Genomic DNA, 23,451 nt, shown 5'->3' on the forward strand with positions numbered 1-23,451 from the left:
ACGGCGCCCGCGTAGGCTATTGTTACCGCCGGATTGTTCAGATCCAGGCGCTCTCGTACCCATACGACGCCCCCCGACGTGCGTACTCCAGTTCCGATTGTGATCGGCGCAGGCCGGGCGCGGGCCGGAGGCACGCGGCGGATCAGGTAATGACTGGGCAAGGCGGAAGGAAATGCGTATGTCGACCGCGCCCTTCGTGTCGGCGGCCGGCTCCTCGGCCCCAGCGGCCCGGCGCCTTCGCGGGGCCGGGCGGGCGGCGCTGCCCGGCCTGCTCTGCGCCGTCGCCCTGCTCGCCGCGGGCTGCCAGGCGGGCGGCGGCGAGGCGCCGCCGCAGGCCGGCGGCTCGGCCGCGCCGGCGGCGGCCCCCAGCCCCGACGCCAGCTTCACCGGGCGGATGCCCGCCGCCTCGGTGCCGCCGCCCAGCGGCTACCGCGAGCAGCAGTTCCAGGGCATCCGGGTGGCGGTGCCCGAAGGCTGGGCGGCCGAGGAGTCCGGCGGCAACCTCTGCCTGGCCCCCGAGGGGCGCTCGGGCTGCGGCTTCGGCGCGCTGGCGATCATGCCCTCGGTGGCCGAGCGCGCCGACGGCTGGCCGGCCGAGGGCCTGGACGAGGCCGACGGCTTCGCCCGCGACAACGAGCGCTGCCTGGCCGAGAACGCGGGCGACCGCGAGGTCGACGACAGCGAGATCAGCGCCCGCGGCTTCACCGCGATGGCCGACGGCCGCACCGCGAACTTCCGCGAGTGGACGGCCGCCTGCGAGGACGACGGCGAGTTCGTGTCGCGGCTGTGGTACCTGCCCGTCAGCGATGTCGCCTTCTACCTGGCGGCGGCCGACCCCGCCCACACCGACACCTACCTGACGGTGGTGGAGTCGGCCGACCTCACCTCATACCAGCCCTGAGCGGCCCTGGCCGCGCCGCGCGGGCGCGGCCGGGCGGCCCGGCTCAGACCTGGGCCAGCCAGAGCACCCCGTAGGGCGGCAGGGTGACCCGGGCCGAGGCGGGCTGGCCGTGCCAGGGGCTGGGCTCGGCGGTGACGATCCCGTCCGGATTGCCCACCCCGCTGCCGCCGTAGACGGCGGCGTCGGTGTTGATCACCTCGCGCCAGCGGCCGGTGGCGGGCATGCCCACGTGGAAGTCGTGGTGCGGGTGGCCGGCGAAGTTCACCAGGCAGACCAGCCGCTCGCCGCTGGAGGCGGTGCGGAAGAAGGACAGGGTGTTGCCCGCGGCGTCGCCGCCGTCGATCCAGGTGTAGCCGGCCGGTTCGGCGTCGCGGGTCCACAGCGCGGGGGTGTCGGCGTACACCCGGTTGAGGTCGCGCACCAGCCGCTGCACGCCCTGGTGGCGCGGGTAGTCCAGCACCCACCAGTCCAGGCCCCGGTCCTGCGACCACTCGTCGCCCTGGCCGAACTCCCCGCCCATGAACAGCAGCTGCTTGCCGGGGTGCGCCCACATGTAGCCGAGCAGCGAGCGCAGCCCCGCCGTCTGCTGCCACTCGTCGCCGGGCATCTTGTGCAGCAGCGAGCGCTTGCCGTGCACCACCTCATCGTGGGAGAGCGGCAGTACGTAGTTCTCGCTGAAGGCGTAGATCAGCGAGAAGGTGATCTCGTTGTGGTGGTACTGGCGGTGGACGGGATCCTTGGTCAGGTACTCCAGGGTGTCGTGCATCCAGCCCATGTTCCACTTGAAGCCGAAGCCGAGACCGCCGTGCTCGGTGGGGGCGGTGACCCCCGGCCAGGCGGTGGACTCCTCGGCCGCGGTGAAGACGCCCGGCACCCGCCGGTAGCAGGTGGCGTTCATCTCCTGCAGGAAGCGCACCGCGTCCAGGTTCTCCCGGCCGCCGTACTCGTTGGGCAGCCAGTCGCCGTCCTCGCGGGAGTAGTCGAGGTAGAGCATGGAGGCGACGGCGTCCACCCGCAGGGCGTCGACGTGCATCTCCTCCAGCCAGTACAGCGCGTTGGCCACCAGGAAGTTGCGTACCTCGTGGCGGCCGTAGTTGAACACCAGCGTGCCCCAGTCGGGGTGCTCGCCCCGGCGCCGGTCGGCGTGCTCGTACAGGTGGGTGCCGTCGAAGCGGGCCAGCGCCCACTCGTCCTTGGGGAAGTGCGCGGGCACCCAGTCGATGATCACGCCGATGCCGGCCTGGTGCAGCCGGTCGACCAGGGCGCGGAAGTCGTCGGGGGTGCCCAGCCGGGAGTCGACGGCGTAGTAGGAGGTGATCTGGTAGCCCCAGGAGCCGCCGAAGGGGTGCTGCGCCACCGGCATGAACTCGACATGGGTGAAGCCGAGGTCGGTGACGTAGTCGACCAGCTGGTCGGCCAGCTCGCGGAAGCCCAGGCCCGGCCGCCACGACGCCAGGTGCACCTCGTAGACGCTCATCGGCTCGCGCACCCAGTCGCGCTTGGCGCGGGTCTCCAGCCAGTCGCCGTCGGTCCAGACGTGGCGCGAGGTGTACACCCGGGAGGCGGTCCTGGGCGGCTCCTCGGCCGCGAAGGCGAGGGGGTCGGCCTTGTCCTTCCACTCGCCGTCGGCGCCGTGCACCCGGTACTTGTACAGCGATCCGTCGCCGATGCCGGGCACGAACAGCTCCCAGACGCCACCGCCGCGGTGGCTCATGGCGTGGCGGTCGCCGTTCCAGTAGTTGAAGTCGCCGATGACCTGAACCGCGCGGGCGTTGGGCGCCCACACCGCGAAGGAGGTGCCGACGGGCGCGCCCGCGGAGTCGGTGCGCACGTGCGCGCCCAGGACGCGCCACAGCTGCTCGTGGCGGCCCTCGCCGAGCAGGTGGAGGTCGAGGTCGCCCAGCAGCGAGGGGGGCGGCCCAGGCTCGCCCCCCGGCTCGCCGGGCCATCCGTCCGCGACGATCCGGCCCATCGTGTCCTCCGCATCTCGAAGCACCTGTACGTCTCCGCCTTCCCACCGGGGCGCCCGCCCGTGACGAACAACCTACGGGAGAGCGGGGCGCCTGGAGGGGCGGACCACGCGGGACGTCCGCAGTGCGTTCGGTCCGCGGCGCCCGGGGGTCGCGGGCGCCGCCGACAGGCGGTGGGGGAGGGAGACCCTCTCGGCTACGCCCTGCCCGATCGGGCGCGGAACATGTCCGGCCGCGGCGGTACGAGTGGTGCGGAGCGGGCCGGGAAAATGCGGATACGGTGATGTCTGGTCCGGCTGATCACATCAGTGCTTTCCGGTGCCCTTCGTCCGGGTCGGCGGCCGGCCGCCACCGGGACGGACGGCGCGCCGCCGACCCCGAGGGGCCGGACGACCAGCGAGACGAAAGGCACGCGTGGATGACCGTCACGGAAGAACTCGACAGCCGACGCCACCTACCGCTGGCCGGTACCTACAACGTGCGCGACGTCGGCGGCTACCCTGTCCTCGGCGGCGGCCGGACCAGGTGGCGGACGCTGCTGCGCTCCGACGCGCTGCACCGGCTGGACGGCGCGGGCCGGGCCGCCCTCGCCGACATCGGCGTGCGCACCGTGCTGGACCTGCGTGAGGCGGTGGAGCGCGACCACGCCCCCGACGCCCTCGACGGCCTCGGCGCGCGCGAGCTGCACGTGCCGATCTTCAACGACCCCCCGGGGCGGCCGGCCGCCTTCACCCCCGAACTGGCCCACCTGTACCGGCTGCTCGTCGACGACTGCGCGCCGCGCCTGGCCGCCGCCGTGGCCGCCCTGGCCGACGCCGACGCCTTCCCCGCCGTCGTGCACTGCACGGCGGGCAAGGACCGCACCGGCCTGGTGGTCGCCTTCGCCCTGTCCGTCGCCGGGGTGCCCGACGACATCGTGGCCGCCGACTACCAGCTCACCGAGCAGTTCCTCGGCGAGCCCTTCTTCGCCGAGTCCCGCTCCCGGCTGCTGCGCTACGGGGTGGGCGAGGACGAGATGGAGACCCTGCGCTCCATCCACCTCGACGCCCCCGCCCAGCTGCTGCTGGAGGTGCTGACCCGGATGCGCGCCGAGCACGGCGACGTGGCCGGGTACCTGCGCGGCAACGGCGTCACCGACGCGCAGATCGAGGTGCTGCGCACCGCCCTGGTCGAGCCCGCCTGAGCGCACGCGGCGGCGGGCCGGGGCTTCGCGCCCCGGTCCGCCGCCGCGCCGGCGTCAGCGCACCGTGTAGGCGTCGGTGACGGTCTGCTCGACGGTGTTGCCCTCGCCGTCGGCCGCGGCGGCGCGCAGCGACACCGCGCCGCTCCTGGGGTTGCGCACCTGCGCCGCCCAGTGCCCGCCGTAGCGGCGCACCCGCAGGTCCTGCCAGGTCTCGCCGCCGTCGGTGGACGCCTGGAGGCTCAGCTCGGCCGGCACGTAGGACCCGGCCGGGCTGTGCGGATGGACGTGCACCCGGGTCATACCGCCCGCCCTGGCCCGGTTGCGCTCGTCCAGGCCCTCGGGCGCGAGGGTCAGGCCGATCGTGGGCAGCTCGGCCTGGCCTCCGGGCACGCTCGCCGAGCGGAAGCCCCACTCCACCTGGACCTGCGGCGAGACCTCGCCGGGCCCGGCCGTCTCGCGGGCCGCCTCCACCGCGACGGTGTAGGCGGCCTCCTCGGGCGGCACCTGGAGTTCCTGCACGTCGACCGGGCCCGACACCAGGGTCTCGCCGTCGCGGGTGACGGTCATCTCGCCGTCGGCCAGGACCGGGAAGGCGAGTGCGCCGTCAGCGGGGACGAACAGGTTCGGAGCCGGATCGAGCACGAGCGTGTCGTCCACGCGCAGGCCCACCCAGACCCGGCTGGACGGGCCGAGGGCGGCGGTGTTCAGCTCCAGCGGCGCCGCCTGCCCGGCCTCGGGCAGGTCGATCGGCTCGCCGAAGGCTTCGTAGGCGAACCAGTCCGACTCCGGCAGGTACCCGTAGCCGTAGAGCGGGCTCCAGACTCCCGGAGTGAGGCCCACCTCCACCGTCGCGGGCGCGGCCGTCAGATAGCCGGCGCTGCCTCCCAGCCCCGCCGCCGAGGCGAAGCCGAGCAGGCCCTCCTGATCCGCGGCGCCGTGGCTGCGCAAGGTGGCGTCGGTCCGCGCCAGGCTCGCGCTCCGCAGGTCGAGCGCGGGCGACTCGGGCAGGCCGCCGGAGTACGCGGCGACCGCCGAGGAGAGCCGGGTGATCGGCTCACCGGGTCCGGCGTCGGTGAGGTCCGCGCCGAGTACGGCCTCAAGGCCGGCCACCTCCGCCGGGGCCACGGCGGGCTCGACTCCGCCCCAGCCCATGCCGACGACGCCGTCCACGACGAACTCGGCCCGGCCGCTGCCGACGCTCAGGCCGTCGCCGGGGTCGCGCAGCAGCTCCACCGGCTCGGCCGTCGCGGCGTCCAGTTCGACGGTCAGCGGCTCGTCGCCGACGGTCAGCTCCCGGGCGAGGTAGGCGAGGCGCGTCAGGCCGCTGTCGCCGACGCCCTGGTCGAAGTAGGCGAGGATCGTGTAGTCGCCCTGTTCGAGCCGGCGGGTGGCCGGTCCGGCCTCCGTCTCGTAGACGTCGACGACCCGCGGGTCCTCGCCCCCGCGGATCGCCAGCAGGGTGACCGGCGCCGGCTCGCCGTCGGCCCCGAGCGCCTCGAAGGTCACGTCGGCGCTCGGGGGCTCGGCGTAGACCGCCAGCGGGGTGGCGACCGTACCGCCCGCGTGGGTGGCGGTCAGCCGGGCGTCGAGGGGCCCGGGTTCGATGCCCGCGGGCACGGTGACCGCGACGGTGGTGCTCGCCGTGCCGCCGGCCGGCACGGTCAGGGCGGTGTCGGCGACGGTGAACAGCTCGGCGCCGGCGCCGGTGACGGCCAGCTCCAGGGTCAGCTCGGTGTCGCCGCGGTTGGTGTAGGTCAGGGTGTGCTCGTCGCTCTCGGGCTCGTCGTGCGGCCACAGCGCGGCCGACGACAGCGCGGCGGCGTCCGGCACCACCTGGGCGGCGATCGCGTCCGGGACGCTCACCCGGCCCGCGCCCTGCTCGTAGGCGGTCAGGCCCTCGGTCGGCACGGCCGTGGCGGCCAGGGTGTTCTTCAGGGCGCCGCCGTCCCAGTCGGGGTGCCGCTGGGCGAGCAGGGCCGCGGCGCCGGCGACGTGCGGGGCGGCCATGGAGGTGCCCGAGCCAGCCATGTGGCCGTCGGTGTTCGCCTCCGCGGCGACGATGTCCACGCCGGGGGCGGTGATCTCGGGCTTGATCGCGTAGTCGCCGGTGCGCGGGCCGCGGCTGGAGAAGTCGGCCAGCCGGTCGTCCCGGTCGACCGCGCCCACGGTCAGCGCCGCGTCGGCGGTGCCGGGGCTGCCCACGGTCTGGGCGCCGTCGCCGCTGTTGCCGGCCGCGATCACGAACAGGGCGCCGGTCTGCTCGCTCAGCTCGTCGACGGCCAGCTCCAGCGGGTCGACCCCGGCGCCGTCGGTGCCGCCGAGGCTCATGTTGACGATGTCGGCCTCGGCCGCCGCCCACTCCATCCCGGCGATGATGCCCGACTCCGAGCCGAAGCCGCTGTCGTCGAGCACCTTGCCGGAGACGATCGTGGCGCCCGGCGCGACGCCGGTGTAGCCGCCCTCGCCGGTGCCGGCGATGGTGGAGGCGACGTGGGTGCCGTGCCCGTTGAGGTCGTCGGCCGACTCCGCGTCGGTGAAGTTCTCCTCGGCCGCCACCTGCCCGGCCAGCTCGGGGTGCTCGGCGTCCACCCCGGTGTCCAGCACCGCCACGGTGACGCCCTCGCCGGTGTACCCGGCCTCCCAGGCTTCCGGCGCGCCGATCTGCGGGACGCTGTGCTCCAGGTACGCCTGCCTGACGCCGTCCAGCCAGATCCGCTCGGCGCCCGCGGCGAGCAGCCCGGCCTGGGCGCCCTCGCCGGTGCCGTCGCTCGCCCCGGCCAGGTCGGCCCAGAAGGCGGCGGCCTCGCCCTTGTCCACCGAGGCGGTGGTCAGCCCGGCGTCGGGCAGCACCTCCACCGCCGAGAGCCCGGCCAGCCCGGGGGCCTCGGCGGGGGATTCGTTGCGCAGGATCAGCGGCACGTCGCCGCGGCCGGCGTCGTGGTAGCCCCACTCCACCAGCTGGGTGACGTCGAAGAGCCGCTCGTCCACCCGGCCCGAGGCCACGGCCTCGACGGCGTCGGAGGGCAGCACCACGATGTGGCCGTCGGGCCGCCGCCGGGTCTGGAAGCCGACCCGCTCGCGCCCCTCGGCCGGCCGCACCCGCACGGACGGGGCGCCGTCGCCGGCGGCCGGGCCGATGAGCACGCGGTCGCCGGTCACCAGGGTGACCTGGCTCGCCCCCCGCTCGGCCGCCGCGGCGGCGGGAGCCGGCTCGGCCCCCGCCGGGACGGCGGCCAGCGCCGCCGCCAGGACGGCCGCGGCGGTGGCCGCCCCGGCCCGCCGGGCGGCGGCCCGGCCCCGTCGTCTCCATGAATGCGTCAACAGGATCTCCGCTTCTGTCGGTTCATCGGATCCGGGCGGCCGCGGGGGCGGGGCGGTCAGCCCACGGTGTAGGCATCGGTGACGGTGGTGCGCACGATGGCGCCGGCGGTGTCGGAGGCGGTGGCGCGCAGCGAGACCGTGCCGGAGGCCGGATTGGCGATCTCGCCGGCCCAGTGGCCGCCGTACGGGCGCAGCTGCAGCCCGCTCCAGCTCGCCCCGCCGTCGGTGGAGACCTCCACCATCAGCGCCTCGGCCGCCACGGCTCCGGCGGCGTTCTCCAGGTGGACGTGGAGCAGGGTGGTGGGCGCGGTGGCGCGGTTGCGATCGTCCAGGCCGGTCGGCGCGAGCACCGCGTTGAGGTTGGGCAGCGGCTCGGGCTCGGGGCCGGCCACCCGCCCGGAGGTGAAGACCCACCCCACCTGGACGCGCGGCGAGATCTCGCCCGGCTCGGCCTGGAGGCGGGCCGCCTCGGCGGTGACGGTGTACTCGGCCGCCTCCGCCGGCACCTCGATCTCGTAGGCGCCGATCGGGCCGGTCGCCAGGACCTCGCCGCCGCGCGCCACCGTGACCAGGCCCTCGGTGAGCTCCGGCAGCCCGTAGACGGCGTCGGGGCTGACGAACAGGCTCCGGTAGGGGTCGACGGTCATCACGTCGCCCAGCCGGGTGCCGGCCGGGCCGCTGGGCCCGAGCGCGGCGTGGTTCAGCTCCAGCGCGGCCGGGCCGGGCCCGGCGAACTCCACCGGCCGCCCGGTGGACTCGAACTGGTGGTGGCCCTCCTCGGGCAGGTACTGGTAGCCGTAGCCCGGCACCCAGGAGCCGGGGGAGACGCCGACCGCCACCGAGCCCGGCGCCGTGACGGGGTAGACGCCGGCGGTCAGGAAGAAGTCGACGTCGGGCGCCATGAACAGGCCGGCGCTCTGCCCGGCGGCGCCGTGGCTGCGCACCAGGGTGTCGACCCGGGCCAGCGAGGCGCTGCGCAGGTCGAGCACGGGGCCGGCCGGGATGCCGTCCATGCGGGTGCCGTAGACCGAGCGCAGCCAGGTGATCGGCTCCACGGTGTCGGGGTCGAGGTCGCTGCTCTCGTGGCCGTAGAAGGTGTCCAGGCCCTCCAGGCGGGTGGGGCTGAGCGAGGTGACGAAGCCGTTCCAGGTGCTCATGAACGACTCGCCGATGTTCAGCGAGATCTGGGTGCCGTAGGGCTCGGCGGGCGGCTCGTCGGTCAGGTACCGCACCGGCTGGGCGGCGGTGTGGTCCAGGGAGACAGAGACGGGCTGGTCGGTGACGGTCACGCCCTCGCCCGCCAGCGCGAGCGGGAAGCGCGGCTCCTGGCCGGGGTCGGTGACCAGGCTGCCGACGATCAGGTACTCCCCGGCCGGCACCCGCCGGGTGACCGGCCCCGGCTCGCTGGAGAAGACCTGCACGAAGTAGGGCTCCTCGCCCTCGGCGCCCTGGCGGACCGCGGTGGCGCTGACCGGCGCCGGGTTCCCCTCGGTGTCGGTCATCTCGAAGGTGATGTCGGCGCTGCGCGGCTCGACGTAGCCGCCCAGCGCGGTGGCGACGGCGCCGCCGGCGTGGGTGGCGGTCAGCCGCGCGCCGTGGTGGCCGGGCTCGGTGCCGGCCGGCGCGGTGATGGTGACGGTGGTGCTCGCGGTGCCGCCGGCCGGGACGGTGAGGGTGGTGTCGGCGACGGTGAACAGGCCCTCGGCCCCGGAGCCGGTGACCGCCAGTTCGAGGGTCACGTCGGTCTCGCCGTGGTTGGCGTAGGACAGGGTGTGCTCGTCGGCCTCGCCGTCGCCGTGCGGCCAGCTCAGCGCACCCGACAGCGAGGGGGCGTCGGGTACGACGGCGGCGGCGAGCGCCCGCGCCGCGTCGATGCGGCCGGCGCCCTGCTCGTAGACGGTCTGCTCGCCGGCCGGCACGGCGGTGGCGGCCAGCGCGTTCCTGAGTTCGGCGCCGTCCCAGCCGGTGCGGCGCTGCGCCAGCAGCGCGGCGGCCCCGGCGACGTGCGGGGCGGCCATGGAGGTGCCCGAGCCGGCCATGTGGCCGCCGGTGTTCGCCTCCGCGGCGACGATCTCCACACCCGGCGCGGTCACGTCGGGCTTGACGGCGTGGTCGCCGTCGCGCGGCCCGCGCCCCGAGAAGGGGGCGAGGCGGTCGCCGCGGTCGACGGCGCCGACGGCCAGCGCCGCGTCGGCGCTGGCGGGGGAGTCGACCGTGCCGGCGCCGGCCGCGCCGCCGTTGCCGGCCGCGACCACGAACAGGGCGCCGGTGGACTCGCTCAGCTCCGCCACGGCCAGTTCGAGGGGGTCGACGCCCTCGTCGTCGGTGCCGCCCAGGCTCATGTTCACCACGTCGGCATTGGCCGCCGCCCACTCCATGCCGGCGATGATCTCCGACTCGCTGCCGTAGCCGTCGTCGTCGAGCACCTTGCCGGAGATGAGCGAGGCGCCGGGGGCGACGCCGGGCGCCCCGGCGGCGGCGCCGGTGCCGGCGATGGTCGAGGCGACGTGGGTGCCGTGCCCGTTGAGGTCGTCGGCCGAGGCGGTGGCGGTGAAGTTCTCCTCGGCGGCGACCTGCCCGGCCAGGTCGGGGTGCTCGGCGTCCACTCCGGTGTCGAGCACGGCGACGGTGACGCCCTGGCCGGTGTAGCCGGCCTCCCAGGCGGCCGGGGCGCCGACCTGCGGCACGCTGTGCTCCAGCGCGGCCTGCGCGCGGCCGTCCAGCCAGATCCGCTCGGCGCCGGAGCCGAGCGCGGCCCGCTCCGGGCCGCCGCCCGAGGCGGAGGCGGTGACCTCGGCCCAGAAGGCGGCGGCGTCGTCCTTGTCGACGGAGGCGGCGGTCAGCCCGGTGCGCGGCAGGAGGGTCACCCCGCCGATCGAGCCGTAGGAGGGAGGGGTGTCGGCCGCGGTGTTGCCGAAGACCAGCGGTACGTCGTCGCGGCCGGCGTCGCCGTAGCCCCACTCGGCCAGCCGGGTGAGGTCGAACAGCCGCTCGTCGACCAGGCCCGCCGCGACCAGGCCGAGCGCGTCGGCCGGGATCGCGGTGACGCGGCCGTCGGGGCGGCGCTGCACCTGGTAGCCGATGTGCTCGCGGCCCTCGGCGCGCTGGATGCGCACATCGGCGCCGGCGCCGGGGCCGAGGGTGAGGGTGTCGCCGGTGATCAGGGTGATGCGGGTGGACTCGCCCGGTGGGCCCTCGCCGCCCGCCGGCGGCGAGGCGGCCGCGCCGGCCCCGGCCGAGGTGAGCACGGACAGGGCGAGTGTGAGCGCCGTGAGAGTCGCGGCCACCCGTCGCATGCCTGGGCGCATCGCTAACCCCGATCTTCAGTTGGCATCGCTGGGACGGAGCGGGCAAGCCCCTCTATTAACACCCGCACCATGGCGCAATGGAACTAATTGACCGCAATGGGTCACATCGGCGCCCGAGTTACGGTTTTTGGACATCCGGTACCACCCGGTCGGCGCGACCGGGATCAGCGGGAGCGGAGCGGCTCAGCCCACCAGGGCGGCGATGGAGCTGAGCGGGATGCCCAGCCACGACGGGCGGTTGTGCGCCTCGTACATGACCTCGTAGACGGCCTTGTCGAACTCGAAGGCGCGCAGCACCGCCTGGTGCGCCATCGGGTCGGTGCCGCCCGCGGCGGCGTAGCCGGCGCAGAAGGCGGTCCGGTTGTGCTGCGCCCACTCGCGGGCCGGGGCGGCCAGCTCCTCGGCGTAGGGGTGGCCGACGAGCTGGTAGCGGGCGGCGTAGTCGAAGGACCTGAGCATCCCGGCCACGTCGCGCAGCGGGTTGGACAGCTGGGTCCGCTCCGGCACCGGCTTGGCCGGCTCGCCCTCGAAGTCCAGCAGCACCCAGCCCGCATCGGTGCGCACCACCTGGCCGAGGTGGTAGTCGCCGTGCACCCGCTGCACCGGCATCGGCTCGTCCAGCTCGGTGAGCGCCTTGAACGCGGCGCGCAGGCCGTCGGTGTAGGGCGCCAGGCCGGGCACCGAGGCGGCGGCGCGGGTCAGCCGCTGGTTCATCGAGTCGGCCAGCTCGGCGAGTTCGGCGTCGCCGACGGTGCCGGTCGGCAGCGCCTCGGCCAGCTTGCGGTGCACCGCGGCCGTGGCCGCGCCCAGCCGCGCCGCCTCCCCGGCGAAGTCGCCCCCTGCCTGCCCGGGCGGCAGATCGGGGGTGGAGTAGAGGTCGCGCACGCTGGTGGCGGCGAGCAGCCAGCCGTCGGTGGCGCTGACCAGGAACTGCTGCAGCAGCGCGCAGGTGGTCGGAGTGCCGGCCACCGAGCCCTCGATCCAGCCGAACGGGCGCGCCACGTAGGGCGAGCCGCGCTCCGACAGCACCGAGGTCAGCTCCAGGTCGGGGTTGAGCCCCGGCCACAGCCGCCGGAACACCTTGAGCACGTAGGCGTCCCCGAACATCAGCGAGGTGTTGGACTGCTCCCCGCTGATGACAAGGCTGGTGTGGCCGGTGTCGATCTCGACACCGGCGATGTGCCGCAGCCGCAGCCCGCCCAGGTCGGCGCCGGCGGCCAGCCCGGCCAGCAGCGCCGAGGTCAGCTCGGCGTCGTGCAGCGCGTCGTAGACCTGCACCGGTCCGGTGCCGGCGGAGCCGCCGGCACCGGGGGTGTACCCGCCGAGGGACGCGTGGCGCAACCGGTCCGGCAGCTCCTCGCCGCCGCGCAGCCCGAGGAGCACCTGGTAGCGGTCGACCCCGGAGTCCTGCCGGACCGCCACGACCAGGTGCCGCAGCTCGGGATCGCCGGGGACCAGCACCGACTCCGCCTCAAGGGTGACGCCGGTTATCGGGCTGCCCTTCCCCGCGAACCAGCGCTGCTGAGGTAGCCAGTGCGCCAGGAGCTCCTCAAGCGTGTGCATGAACCGCTATACCGCCCTGTTCTAGGTGTCGCGTGACGCCGTGCCGCCGTGGTCGCCGATGGGGTCGGTCCGCGCGGCGGGCGTGTGCGTGCTCTCCAGGTTCGGGGGGAGCTGGAACCAGTAGAAGCCGTGCCCCGGAAGCGTCAGCAGATAGGGCAGTTCCCCGATCGGGGGGAAAATCACACCGCCCGTGCACTCGATCGGGGTGACCCCGATGAACTTCCGGAGGTCCAGTTCGACCGGCTGGGGGAACCGGGACAGATTGTTGACGCACAGCATCCGATCATTGCCGTACTCGCGCACATACGCCAGAACGCTGGGATTGCTCGCATGCAACTCCGTGAAGTCGCCGGTGCCGAAGACGGGGTGCCGCTTGCGGATCTCGATCATCTTCCGGGTCCAGTTCAGCAGCGAGCCGGCGTTCTTCTGCTGGGACTCGACGTTGATGCCCTGGTACCCGTAGATCGGGTCCATGATGGTCGGCAGGTACAGGCGGCCGGGGTCGCAGGAGGAGAAGCCCGCGTTCCGGTCCGGCGTCCACTGCATCGGCGTGCGAACGGCGTCGCGGTCCCCCAGCCAGATGTTGTCCCCCATCCCGATCTCGTCGCCGTAGTACAGCACCGGCGAGCCCGGCAGGGAAAGCAGCAACGCGGTGAACAGCTCGATCTGGTTGCGGTCGTTCTCCAGCAGGGGCGCGAGCCTGCGGCGGATCCCGACGTTCGCCCGCATCCGGGGGTCCTTGGCGTACTCGGTGTACATGTAGTCGCGCTCCTCGTCGGTGACCATCTCCAGGGTCAGCTCGTCGTGGTTGCGCAGGAAGATCCCCCACTGGCAGTTGCGCGGGATCTCCGGGGTCTGGGTCAGGATCTCCGAGATCGGGTAGCGCTGCTCGCGCCGCACCGCCATGAAGATGCGCGGCATCAGCGGAAAGTGGAAGTTCATGTGGCACTCGTCGCCGCCGCCCTCGAAGTCGCCGAAGTAGTCGACCACGTCCGACGGCCACTGGTTGGCCTCGCTGAGCAGCACCCGGTCGGGGTAGAGCCGGTCCACCTCGGCGCGGACCCGCTTCAGGAACTCGTGCGTCTCCTTGAGGTTCTCGCAGTTGGTGCCCTCGCGCTCGTACAGGTACGGCACCGCGTCCAGCCGGAACCCGTCGATGCCCAGGTCCAGCCAGAAGCGCAGTACTTCCAGGATCGCCTCCTGCACGGCCGGGTTCTCGAAGTTGAGGTCGGGCTGGTGGGAGAAGAAGCGGTGCCAGTAGTACTGGCCGCGCACCTCGTCGTAGGTCCAGTTGGACGTCTCGGTGTCGACGAAGATGATCCGCGCGTCCTCGTACTTCTCCGTGGTGTCCGACCACACGTAGAAGTCGCCGTAGGGCCCGTGGGGGTCCTCGCGCGACGCCTTGAACCACGGGTGCTGGTCGCTGGTGTGGTTCATCACCAGGTCGGTGATCACCCGGATGCCGCGCTTGTGCGCCTCGTCGATCAGCATGACGAAGTCGCCCAGGGTGCCGAACTCCGACAGGATCTTCATGTAGTCGGAGATGTCGTAGCCGCCGTCGCGCAGCGGCGACTCGTACAGCGGCAGCAGCCAGATGCAGTCGATGCCCAGCCACTCCAGGTAGTCGAGCTTCTCCACCAGGCCGCGCAGGTCGCCGGTGCCGTCGCCGTTGGAGTCATGGAATCCGCGGACGAGCACCTCGTAGAAGACCGCCCGCTTGTACCAGTACGGATCACGCGGCATGTCGTGCGTGAACGTGTCCGGCACGGGCGATGGCACGGGAGCGGAGGCCGCGGCGCCCGGCGCCGGGACAGGCTGAGGTGTGGTCACGATAGGTCTCCACCAAGCTCTCAATAGCTCGTGACCCGCCGGGGCCGCGGTTGCGCGCGGCCCGGTCAGCCGGCGGGGACGAGAGTGAAGATGTGCGCGGGTCGAACGTGGGGGTCGAGCCGCACGTAGTTGGCCGCCCCCCACTGATAACTGGCCCCCGACAGCTCGTCGTGGGCGACGAACTGCTCGTCGTGGCCCAGGCCGAGCGCCGGCATGTCCAGCCACACCGTGGCCTCGTGAGGATGGTGTGGGTCTAGATTCACCACGACCAGGACGGCGTCGCCGCGGTCGCCGGGGCCCTCACCCGGCAGCCGCTTGGAGAAGGCGATGATGTCGGGCTGGTCGACGTGGTGGAAAACCAGGTTACGCAGCTGCTGCAGCGCCGGATGCGCCCGCCGCAGCAGGTTGAGCCGCCGGATCAGCGGCGAGATGGTGGCGCCCTCGGCCTCGGCGGCCGCCCAGTCGCGCGGGCGGTACTGGTACTTCTCGGAGTCCAGGTACTCCTCGCTGCCCGGCCGCACGGCCTTGTTCTCGCACAGCTCGTAGCCGGAGTAGATGCCCCAGGTCGGCGAGAGCATCGACGCCAGCACCGCGCGGATCTCGAACGCGGGCCGCCCGCCGTGCTGGAGGTAGGCGTGCAGGATGTCGGGGGTGTTGGCGAAGAAGTTGGGCCGCATGTAGGCGGCCGCGTCGCCCGACAGCTCCCGCAGGTACTCCTCGATCTCCTCCTTGCTGTTGCGCCAGGTGAAGTAGGTGTACGACTGGTGGAAGCCGATCTTGGCGAGGGTGTGCATCATCGCCGGGCGGGTGAAGGCCTCGGCCAGGAAGAGCACGTCGGGGTCGGACTCGTGGATCTCGCCGAGCAGCCGCTGCCAGAAGGCGACGGGCTTGGTGTGCGGGTTGTCGACCCGGAAGATCCGCACGCCGTGGTCCATCCAGAAGCGCACCACCCGCAGCACCTCGGCGTAGATCCCCTCGGGGTCCTTGTCGAAGTTGATCGGGTAGATGTCCTGGTACTTCTTCGGCGGGTTCTCGGCGTAGGCGATCGAGCCGTCGGCGCGCACGGTGAACCACTCCGCGTGCTCCTTGACCCACGGATGGTCCGGCGAGGCCTGGAGCGCGAGGTCCAGGGCGATCTCCAGGCCCAGTTCGCCGGCGCGCTCGACGAAGGCGTCGAAGTCCTCGATGGTGCCCAGGTCGGGGTGGATCGCGTCGTGGCCCCCGGCGTAGGAGCCGATCGCCCACGGCGAGCCGGGGTCGCCCGGGCCGGGGTTCAGCGTGTTGTTGGGGCCCTTGCGGAAGGACTCGCCGATGGGGTGCACGGGGGGCAGGTAGACGACGTCGAAGCCCTGGTCGGCGATGACCGGGAGCCGGTGCGCGGCCTGCGCGAGCGTGCCGGACCTGGGCTCGGGCCCCAGCCGGGCGCCCTCGGAGCGGGGGAAGAACTCGTACCACGAGCCGAACAGCGCGCGGGTGCGGTGCACGATGACCGGGAAGCGCCGCGAGCGGGTGACCAGCTCGCGCAGGGGGTTGGCCGCCAGCAGCTCGCGGGCGCTCGCGGCGGTGGCCGCGGCGAGCCGGTCGACCGGCTCGACGTCCTCGTCACGCAGCGTGGCCGCCAGCGCGATCAGGCCGGGGCGCTGGGGGACCCGGCGGCCGGCCCGCTCGAACAGCCGGGCGCCCTCCTCCAGCATCAGCTCGACGTCCTGGCCGAGCGGGATCTTGATCTCGGCGGCGTGCAGCCAGTTCGCCACCGGATCCGTCCACGCCTCCACGCCGAAGGTCCACCTGCCCTCGGCGGGCAGGCTGACATCGGCCCCGTACCGGTCGGTGCCGGGGGCGAGCTCGGCCATGGGCCGCAGCGGTCCGCGGCGGCCCGCGGGGTCCCAGACCACCGCGGCCGCGCGCAGGCCGTCGTGGCCCTCGCGAAATATGGTGGCGCTGACCTGGAAGGTCTCGCCTACCGCAGCCTTGGCGGTGCCGAATTCCACCACGGGCTGGACGTTGAGTATGGGGATGCGTCCGATCATCGGGGCCCACCGTAATGCCGGGAGTCGGTCCGCCGCCGCACTAATCCGAAAAGATGATCTTCATTGGCGCGGGCAGGGCCACATGCGGCCGCGCGCAGGGCGGGAGCATCGATGGATCGCGGGCGACGGCTGGTTCTGGTCGAGTGTTTCCCCCCATGCTCACCGCTATGCGGGACCGTGGCGATAACCGGTGGGAAAACGTGGAGTGTGGCCATTGCCACACCGGGGCGAACCGGCGTGCAGCGGACACCCCATTCGGTGACACTCGGGCGGTAACCGTGCGTATCGGGCGTGTCCGGGATCTTGTACCGGCCGGGCGGCGCGACGCGCCCGCCGCCGCGGCCGCTTCGCGAGGGGCCACCGAGGTCGCCGAACGGCGCGGCCGCCCCGCCAAACCCGCCGCGCCCCGCCGGATCCGGCCGCGGCGCGCCGCCCGCCGCGGGCCCGCCCCCGGCGCGTGCGTTCCGTGTGCGCGCGGCCCCCGGACCTACTACTCTCGCGGTGCGTGAAGGCCATCAGCAGGTTCACCGTGCGCACCGTCCTCCCCGAGCCGCTCGCCCCGCTGGGAGAGCTGGCCGCCAACCTCCGTTGGGTCTGGGACGCCCAGACCCGCGCCGTGTTCGCCGCCGTGGACGAGCGGATCTGGGAAGCCGTCGACGGCGACCCGGTCCGGCTGCTCGGCGAGGTCTCCGTGGAGCGGCTGAACGACCTCCGCGACGACGCCGCGTTCCTCCGCCGCCTCGGCGACGCCGCCGAGTCGCTGCGCACCTACCTGACGCAGCCCCGGTGGTACCAGTCCCTGGAGGGCGCCCCGGCCGGCATCGCCTACTTCTCGGCCGAGTACGGCATCACCTCCGCGCTGCCGCAGTACTCCGGCGGCCTGGGCATCCTGGCCGGCGACCACCTCAAGACCGCCAGCGACCTCGGCGTGCCGGTCATCGGCGTCGGCCTGCTCTACCGCCACGGCTACTTCTCGCAGAGCCTGTCGCGCGAGGGCTGGCAGCTGGAGCGCTACCCGACGATGGACCCCGGCGGCTCGCCGATGAGCCAGCTGCGCGAGGCCGACGGCAGCCCCGTCCGCGTCGAGCTGCGGCTGCCCGGCGACCGCACCCTCGTCGCCCACGTGTGGAAGGCGCAGGTCGGCCGGGTGCCGCTGCTGCTGCTCGACGCCGGCCACGAGGGCAACGACCCCGCGCTGCGCGACGTCACCGACCGCCTCTACGGCGGCACCACCGACCACCGCCTGCGCCAGGAGCTGCTGCTGGGCGTCGGCGGCGTGCGGGCGGTGCGCGCCTACTGCAGGATCACCGGCGCCCCCGAGCCCGAGGTCTTCCACATGAACGAGGGCCACGCCGGCTTCCTCGGCCTCGAGCGCATCAGGGAGTTCGTCACCGAGCGCGGCCTGTCCTTCGAGGAGGCGCTGGAGGCGGCGCGGGCCGGCACCGTGTTCACCACCCACACCCCGGTGCCCGCCGGCATCGACCGCTTCCCGCGCGGCCTGGTCCTCAGCCACTTCACCGGCGACGGCACCGTCCCCGACATCCCGGTCGAGCGGATCATGGCGCTGGGCACCGAGGACTACCCGGGCGGGGACCCCGAGCTGTTCAACATGGCCGTCATGGGCATGCGGCTGGCCCAGCGGGTGAACGGCGTCAGCCTGCTGCACGGCGCGGTGAGCCGGCGGATGTTCCACGGCCTGTGGCCGGGCTTCGACCTCGACGAGGTGCCGATCACCTCCGTCACCAACGGCGTGCACGCCGCCACCTGGGTCGCCGACGAGGCGATGGAGCTGGCCCAGCGCACCGCCGACCCCCGCGAGCTGGCGCAGTCGCGCGGCTGGGAGCAGGTCCGTGAGGTCTCCGAGAAGGACCTGTGGGACATGCGCCGCACCCTGCGCCAGCGCCTGGTGCTGGAGGCGCGCAGGCGGCTGCGGGCCTCGTGGAAGCAGCGCGGCGCTACCGACGCCGAGCTCGGCTGGATCGACGACGCCCTCGACCCCGACGTGCTGACCATCGGCTTCGCCCGCCGGGTGCCCTCCTACAAGCGGCTCACCCTGATGCTGCGCGACCGCGACCGCCTCAAGGCGATGCTGCTGCACCCCGAGCGCCCGATCCAGCTGGTGATCGCCGGCAAGGCCCACCCGGCCGACGAGGGCGGCAAGCGGCTGATCCAGGAGATCGTCCGCTTCAGCGACGACCCCGAGGTGCGGCACCGCATCGTCTTCCTGCCCGACTACGACATGGCGCTGGCCCGGGTGCTGGTGCAGGGCGCCGACGTCTGGCTGAACAACCCGCTGCGCCCGCTGGAGGCCTGCGGCACCTCCGGGATGAAGGTCGCCCTCAACGGCGGCCTGAACCTGTCCATCCTGGACGGCTGGTGGGACGAGTGGTTCGACGGCTCCAACGGCTGGGCCATCCCGTCCGCCGACGGCATCGACGACCCCGACCGCCGCGACGCCCTGGAGGCGTCCGCGCTCTACGACCTGGTCGGCGAGCAGGTCGCCGAGCTGTTCTACGACCGCGACGGCGGCAACCTCCCCAGCCGCTGGCTGGAGATGGTCAAGCACACCCTGGCCTCCCTCGGCCCCAAGGTGCTGGCCACCCGGATGCTGCGCGACTACGTCTCGGAGCTGTACGGCCCCGCGGCCGAGTCCGCCCGCCGCCTCACCGGCCCCGACACCGCGCCGGTGCGCGAGCTGGCCGCCTGGAAGCAGCGGGTCGTCGACGCCTGGCCCGGCGTGCGCATCGAGCACGTCGAGGTCGCGGGCGTGGACGCGCCGCAGGTCGGCGAGCGGGCCGAGGTGCACGCCTCGGTGCGGCTCGGCGGGCTGAGCACCGACGACGTCAGCGTCGAGGCGGTCTTCGGCCGGGTCGGCGAGGGCGACGGCCTGGTGAAGCCGGCCAGGGTCGCGCTGGAGCCGGTGCGCACCGACGACTCCGCCGTCACCTTCGCCGGGGAGATGACCCTCGACCGCGCGGGCGCCTTCGGCTACACCGTGCGGGTGGTGCCCCGGCACGAGCTGCTCAGCGGCCCGGCCGAACTCGGCCTGGTGGCCTACCCCGAGGAGCCCGCGGGCATGCTCAACGGCAACCTGCGCTAGCGGCCTGGCGCGCGGCGGCGGGTCCGGCCCGCCGCCGCGCGGACTCCGGGGCGATCCGGTCTACGCTGGACCCGGCCGCCGGGTCCGGCGGCCGCCGTTGGCGAGCGGGAGCGAGGGAACCGTGGGCGAGTTCGTACGTGTCGAGACCGAGGGCGCCGTCGCCACGATCCGGCTGGACCGGCCCAAGATGAACGCGCTCAACGCCCAGGTGCAGGAGGAGATCGGCGCCGCCGCCGAGCAGGTCTCCGCCGACGCCTCCGTGCGCGCCGCGGTCCTCTACGGCGGCGAGCGGGTCTTCGCCGCGGGCGCCGACATCAAGGAGATGGCCGGCATGGGCTACGCCGAGATGGCGGCGCACTCCCGGCGGCTGCAGGACGCGTTCACCGCCGTCGCCCGCATCCCCAAGCCCGTCATCGCGGCCGTCACCGGCTACGCGCTCGGCGGCGGCTGCGAGCTGGCGCTGTGCGCCGACTTCCGGGTGGTCGCCGAAGACGCCAGGCTCGGCCAGCCCGAGATCCTGCTCGGCATCATCCCCGGCGCCGGCGGCACCCAGCGGCTGCCCCGGCTGATCGGCCCGGCCCGCGCCAAGGACCTGATCTTCAGCGGCCGCCACGTCGACGCGGCCGAGGCGCTGCGGATCGGCCTGGCCGACGCGGTCGTCCCGGCCGAGGAGGTGTACCCGGCCGCGCTCGCCTGGGCGCGCCGCTACGCCGAGGGCCCCGCGCTGGCGCTGCGGGCGGCCAAGCAGGCCGTCGACAGCGGCCTGGAGACCGAGCTGGCCACCGGACTGGAGATCGAGCGGCTGCACTTCGCCGGACTGTTCGGCACCGCGGACCAGAAGGCGGGCATGCGCTCCTTCATGGAGCACGGCCCCGGCAAGGCGAGCTTCACCGGCCGCTGAGCCGCGCCCGCCGCGGCACGGACGCCCGGCGCGGCGGCGCATACGACACATCGCACCGAAGGCGAGGGAGCCCGACCGTGTGGGGACTCGACACGCATCCGGCCGCCGAGCGCGCCGACCTGCTGGCGCCGCCCGTCGCCGCCGCGGTCGCGGCGTGGAAGTCGGCCACGCCCCGCGAGCGGCTGCTGGTCGCGCCGATCGACCCGGAGCTGGCCGACACGGCGCGGTTCTGCGCCGCCTACGGCGTACCGCCGGCCGCCTCGGCCAACTGCGTGGTGGTGGCGGCCAGACGTGGCGGTGAGACCCGGCTCGCGGCCGTGGTCGTGCTGGCCACCACCCGCGCCGACGTCAACGGCGCCGTGCGCCGGCGCCTGGACGCCCGCAAGGCGTCCTTCGCGCCGCAGGACGCCGCCGTCGCCGAGACGGGCATGGCCTACGGCGGCATCACCCCGGTGGGCCTGCCGGCCGGATGGCCGATCCTGGTCGACGCCGCGGCCGCCGCCGAGCCCGAGGTGGTCGTCGGCAGCGGGCTGCGCTCCTCCAAGCTCGTCCTGCCCGGCGCCGCGCTGGCCGAGCTGCCCGGCGCCGAGGTGGTCGAGGGCCTGGCCCGCCCGGCGCCCGAAGCGGCGGGCTGAGCGCGGCCGCCCGGTCACCGGGCGTCCGATCGGCTCCCTTGCTCCCTTATGTGTCGTTAGGCTGTGACGGGAACCGGAGCGGCCCCGGCGGGGTCTCATCCGCGGTGCGGCGCCGGTCCTGCCGGTCGTCCGTGCCGACGGAACGCATCGTCCGGCGGCCGGGTCTCCACGGCCGGTAGAGTGCGGAATTCGCACGTGGTCGTGGGGTACGAGGCACGAAGGCTGATGGGAACGAAGGTGGCGGGACTCTCATGATGGCGCGCGCAGGCCGGTCCGACGACAACGGGCTGCCCGACCGCATCGGCCCCTACCGCATCGGCAGGCGCCTGGGCGAGGGCGGCATGGGCAAGGTGCACCTCGCCACCGACGCCTCGGGCCGGGAAGTGGCGATCAAGGTCCTCAAGGCCCACGTCGCCGGCGACAAGGGCGCGCGCAGACGGCTGGAGCGCGAAGTCCAGAGCATGCGGCGGGTGCACAGCAGGCACATCGCCGAGATCCTGGACGCAGACGTCAACGGCGACCTCCCCTACGTCGTCACCCAGTTCATCTCCGGGCCCACCCTCGAGGACGCCGTCCAGGACACCGGCCCGCTCAAGGGCGACGAACTGGTCCGCGTCGCCGCCGGCCTGGCCCGCGCGCTGGACGCCATCCACTCCGCCGACGTGGTGCACCGCGACATCAAGCCCGGCAACGTCATCCTGTCCGACGGCGAGGCGGTGCTGATCGACTTCGGCATCGCCCACATCGTCGACGCCACCCGCCTCACCCAGACCGGTACCTTCGTCGGCACGCCCGGCTACCTCGCCCCTGAGGTCATCGAGGGCACCGACGAGGTCGGCCAGGCGGGCGACATCCACGCCTGGGCCGCCACCGTCGCCTACGCCGCGCAGGGCGAGTCCCCCTTCGGCGTCGGCCGCTTCGAAACGATCTTCAACCGCATCCTGACCAGCAAGTTCAACCTGTTCGGGGTGCCGTCGAACCTGGAGCCGATCGTGCGGGCGTCGCTGAGCCGCGACCCCGCGGCCCGGCCCACCACCGGCGACCTGCTCCGGGAGCTGGCCGCCCTGGGCGGAGGCGCGCGCAGCGCCCCCGCCGCCGCGCACGGCTCGGCACGCTTCCCCACCGGCGCGGACTTCCCGACGGCGGGTGCCGCCGGAGCCGCCGCGGGCGTGGCCGGAGCGGCCGGGATCGCCGCCGCGGGTGCGGCCGGGATGGCCGCGGCGGGTGCGGCCGGGACGGCCGCGGCCGCCGGCGCGGCCAAGGCGGCCGAACCGATGTGGCCCGGCGCGGCCGCGCCGTCCGGTCCGAGCGCCTCGGCCGCCGAACCGCGCTGGCCCGGCGCCGCGCCGCCGGCCCCGGCCCGGTCGGAGCCGGCCGCCGAGGCGCCCGACGAGCCCACCCTGGCGGTCCGCCCGCAGGCGGGCCCGGACGCCACCGTCGCGCTGCCGCCGTCGGGCACCGCCGTGATCCCGCCGCACCGCGGCGAGCTGGGCGGCCCGGAGTCCACCACCACCGCGATGCAGCCCTCCGACGACCCCGGCCCCGCCGACCAGGGCTCCGGCCCGCAGCGCGGCTTCCCCACCTCGGGCGGCTCGCCGTACCAGACCTACACGATCAACCCCGAGGACTACGCCGACATCCTGACCCCGGTGGGCCAGGAGCGGTCCTCGCGCCCGTCCTCGTCCTACTCGGGCGAGACCACCTCCATCGCGCCGGCGCCCGACCAGACCAGCGTGGGCGACTACGGCACCCACGGCGGCGATGACGAGGGCGACGACTCCGAGACCTCCTCGGGGCTGCTCAGCCGGATCCCGGTGCTCAAGGACCGCGTCGGCCGGCCGGTGCTGGCGGGCTGGCTGCTGGCCATGCTGGTCGGCCTGACCCTGATGCTGCCCGCCGTGGGCTTCCTGATCGCGCTGGGCGTCTCGGTCGTCTCGCGCGCTCTGCACAACCCCAAGGGCGAGATCCAGGCCGCCGCCTACCAGCGCCGGTACGGCGGGTACCCGCCGCCGTCGAGCTCGGGGTCCGACCGGCTCACCCGCATCCTCACCCTGCCGTGGGCGCTGCTGGTGGCGGTGGCGCGCACCCTGATCACGGCCTTCGTGCTGTTCCTGGTCTTCTTGCTGGTCACCTGGATCGGCGGCGTCTTCATCTTCAACGAGACCAACCCCGACCGGCTCGGCGGCTTCATCCTGACCTTCGTGGTGATCGGCCTCTTCCTGGAACCGGGCGCCCGCCCGGTGCGCAGCTCGGTGTCGAACCTGCTCACCCGGGTCACCCCGAAGAGCACCTCGCGCTGGATCACCGGCGCGGTGGTCGGCCTGCTGGCGGTCTTCCTGATCACCTTCGGCATCGACCAGGCGCCGGTGTGGAGCCCGATGACGGCGCCGAGCGCCATGTTCGCCGGCGGCGAGGAGGAGCCCGACCCCCAGCGCCCCGCCGAGGAGCAGCGCGAGGAGGAGCCGCCGGCCGAGGAGGAGCAGCCCCCGGCCGGGGACGGCCAGGGCGGCGACGGCGGCGGCCTGCTCGACCCGCTGCTCGGTCCGATCCAGGACCAGGTCGAGCAGTGGGTCCCCTTCCTCGGCGGCAACTAGCCGTCCCGGTGCCGGGCGGCGCGCCGACCGGCCGGGACCGGCATCACAGGGGGCCGGGTGGACCGACCGCGGCTACCCGTGAGTAACATCAGGGGTGTGGCGAGCCGCCGGGCCG

Annotated in this window: 12 protein-coding genes; 6 read left to right on the top strand and 6 right to left on the bottom strand. The window is 74.1% G+C overall.

The window, feature by feature from the left end:
* Window positions 1-178: 178 nt before the first annotated feature.
* A complete protein-coding gene (locus tag CLV72_RS03470; protein ID WP_106239042.1) occupies window positions 179-901 on the top strand; it encodes a hypothetical protein in 723 nt (240 codons plus the stop codon).
* Window positions 902-944: 43 nt separating this feature from the next.
* Here CLV72_RS03470 and glgB read toward each other — a convergent pair whose 3' ends face one another.
* Window positions 945-2,897 carry a 1,4-alpha-glucan branching protein GlgB gene (gene glgB, locus CLV72_RS03475; protein ID WP_245929838.1) on the bottom strand — a complete coding sequence of 651 codons (1,953 nt, stop codon included), beginning with the start codon at window positions 2,895-2,897 and terminating at the stop codon, window positions 945-947.
* Window positions 2,898-3,289: 392 nt separating this feature from the next.
* Between glgB and CLV72_RS03480 the strand changes: the two genes are divergently transcribed.
* Window positions 3,290-4,054: a tyrosine-protein phosphatase gene (locus CLV72_RS03480; protein WP_106239050.1), complete on the top strand. Its 765-nt coding sequence runs from the start codon at window positions 3,290-3,292 to the stop codon at window positions 4,052-4,054.
* Between the two features lie 54 nt (window positions 4,055-4,108).
* Here CLV72_RS03480 and CLV72_RS03485 read toward each other — a convergent pair whose 3' ends face one another.
* The 5 genes from CLV72_RS03485 to CLV72_RS03505 all read right to left on the bottom strand — a co-directional run bounded on the left by CLV72_RS03485 (window position 4,109) and on the right by CLV72_RS03505 (window position 16,106).
* Entirely contained in the window at window positions 4,109-7,375 is a 3,267-nt protein-coding gene (locus CLV72_RS03485; RefSeq protein ID WP_106239053.1) for a S8 family serine peptidase, read from the bottom strand.
* Window positions 7,376-7,431: 56 nt separating this feature from the next.
* Complete coding sequence (locus CLV72_RS03490) at window positions 7,432-10,662, bottom strand: S8 family peptidase (protein ID WP_146159325.1); 3,231 nt, start codon at window positions 10,660-10,662, stop codon at window positions 7,432-7,434.
* A 204-nt stretch (window positions 10,663-10,866) separates the two neighbouring features.
* The gene (locus CLV72_RS03495) at window positions 10,867-12,246 is read right to left on the bottom strand and encodes a maltokinase N-terminal cap-like domain-containing protein (protein WP_106239061.1); all 1,380 of its coding nucleotides are present in this window, start codon (window positions 12,244-12,246) and stop codon (window positions 10,867-10,869) included.
* A gap of 21 nt (window positions 12,247-12,267) precedes the next feature.
* Window positions 12,268-13,989 carry a maltose alpha-D-glucosyltransferase gene (gene treS, locus CLV72_RS03500; protein WP_170140856.1) on the bottom strand — a complete coding sequence of 574 codons (1,722 nt, stop codon included), beginning with the start codon at window positions 13,987-13,989 and terminating at the stop codon, window positions 12,268-12,270.
* A 152-nt stretch (window positions 13,990-14,141) separates the two neighbouring features.
* Window positions 14,142-16,106: an alpha-1,4-glucan--maltose-1-phosphate maltosyltransferase gene (locus CLV72_RS03505; protein ID WP_106239066.1), complete on the bottom strand. Its 1,965-nt coding sequence runs from the start codon at window positions 16,104-16,106 to the stop codon at window positions 14,142-14,144.
* Between the two features lie 505 nt (window positions 16,107-16,611).
* Between CLV72_RS03505 and glgP the strand changes: the two genes are divergently transcribed.
* The 4 genes from glgP (at window position 16,612) to CLV72_RS03525 (ending at window position 23,336) form a co-directional block, all read left to right on the top strand.
* The gene (gene glgP / locus CLV72_RS03510) at window positions 16,612-19,206 is read left to right on the top strand and encodes an alpha-glucan family phosphorylase (protein WP_106239069.1); all 2,595 of its coding nucleotides are present in this window, start codon (window positions 16,612-16,614) and stop codon (window positions 19,204-19,206) included.
* 121 nt (window positions 19,207-19,327) lie between these two features.
* The gene (locus tag CLV72_RS03515; RefSeq protein WP_106239073.1) at window positions 19,328-20,107 is read left to right on the top strand and encodes an enoyl-CoA hydratase/isomerase family protein; all 780 of its coding nucleotides are present in this window, start codon (window positions 19,328-19,330) and stop codon (window positions 20,105-20,107) included.
* Between the two features lie 77 nt (window positions 20,108-20,184).
* The gene (locus CLV72_RS03520) at window positions 20,185-20,742 is read left to right on the top strand and encodes a YbaK/EbsC family protein (RefSeq protein ID WP_106239077.1); all 558 of its coding nucleotides are present in this window, start codon (window positions 20,185-20,187) and stop codon (window positions 20,740-20,742) included.
* A 251-nt stretch (window positions 20,743-20,993) separates the two neighbouring features.
* Window positions 20,994-23,336, top strand: a complete 2,343-nt coding sequence (locus tag CLV72_RS03525; RefSeq protein ID WP_106239081.1) for a serine/threonine-protein kinase — start codon at window positions 20,994-20,996, stop codon at window positions 23,334-23,336.
* Window positions 23,337-23,451 lie beyond the last annotated feature (115 nt).

The sequence above is a fragment of the Allonocardiopsis opalescens genome, assembly GCF_003002095.1.
GTDB classification, from domain to species: Bacteria; Actinomycetota; Actinomycetes; order Streptosporangiales; family Streptosporangiaceae; genus Allonocardiopsis; species Allonocardiopsis opalescens.